This is a genomic window from Arthrobacter sp. Dra40 (assembly GCF_059091905.1).
The window spans coordinates 1-1,091 of the sequence record NZ_JBNHHB010000519.1; the positions used below are offsets into that span (position 1 = coordinate 1).

Below are 1,091 nucleotides of genomic sequence, written 5' to 3' on the forward strand. Positions count from 1 at the left end.
CGATCGCCTGTGCGCCTTCACCGCGCTGGAGTTGGATGACCATGCCGATGCCGACGATGATGACGCCCAGGACGCCGAGGACCAGGCCGATGCCGGAGGCCCAGTTCAGGATGGTCAACAGGCCGCCGGCCTGCGCGGGGACGACGGGGGTGGGGTTGGGAATAACGCTGGTTGAGAGTGCAGTGAACGTGTTCATGGAGAGACCTTTCAGTGGTTGGTTGCCGTGGCCAGGGCGGCCACGTCGGTAATGAAGCGTTGGTATTCGCGGCTGGCTGGCAGCGCTGTGGCGTCGGTGTGCCGCCATGCGTCCACCCAGGGCAGAGTCCAGAATCTTGGCGCCCCGCCGCCTACGAGGGCGGCGAAGTCCCGGAGTGCTTTGGGTGTCTTTCCCGGGGCGTCTGCCAAGACGGCGAGTCCAAGCAGGTCGGTCTGCGGGGCTGCGCCTGACGCCCACTGGGTGAGCGTGTTCCTGGCAGTTGTCAGGCCCCGCATGTCTGCGCGGCAGACCAGCAGCACCCGCGGCCTGCCGCCGCTGGGGAGGACAGGCCAGCAATGATCCGTGGAACGGGCAGATTCGATGAGGTCAGCGATCCGGCTTTCACCCGCTCCCCCATGGGTACCAACAACCCAGAGACGCGCTGTGCCGGCCATGCTGCGGGACGCCAACCGGTCTGCCGCGTCTGGCTCGATCATGCCCCGCAGCGGTGTGCTGATGACCGCCGCCGGCGGGACAGCCGCAGCCCGGGTTTCCTCAGCCGGATCGTCAGCCGTGGGGCGGGTAACCCAGGGGTTCAGGGTCTGTTGCATTGGTCCTCCTCTCAACTCTGATGTTCGGTAGGGATCGTTCTAGAAGCCTTTGGCGACAGCGGCCGCTGCCGCGAGCCACGCCCGCTGGGTCACGGGCTGGAGCGCTTCGTAACGGATCGGCCCGTTGACCAGGGCGGGGTCGTACGGGATACGGACGACGGCGCGGACGAACGGCTCGAAGCCGTCAGCGATCCGCTGCGCCTCGGCTTTCGCCCGCTTCAGGGCATCCCCAGTCATGCTGCGCTTGGCGTCGGTGGACTCGGAGACGATCACGACGGCGTTGC

2 protein-coding genes and 1 pseudogene are annotated in these 1,091 nt (G+C 67.3%); all 3 read right to left on the reverse strand.

Going from position 1 to position 1,091, the window contains the following annotated elements:
* Positions 1 to 196: hypothetical protein (locus tag AC5RWT_RS37690; protein ID WP_494084664.1), on the reverse strand; the 196-nt coding region annotated here is incomplete at its 3' end.
* Between the two features lie 11 nt (positions 197 to 207).
* Entirely contained in the window at positions 208 to 807 is a 600-nt protein-coding gene (locus AC5RWT_RS37695) for a DUF6668 family protein (RefSeq protein WP_494084665.1), read from the reverse strand.
* A gap of 39 nt (positions 808 to 846) precedes the next feature.
* Positions 847 to 1,091 (reverse strand): annotated as a pseudogene (locus AC5RWT_RS37700) (chromosome partitioning protein ParA); the annotation flags it as partial.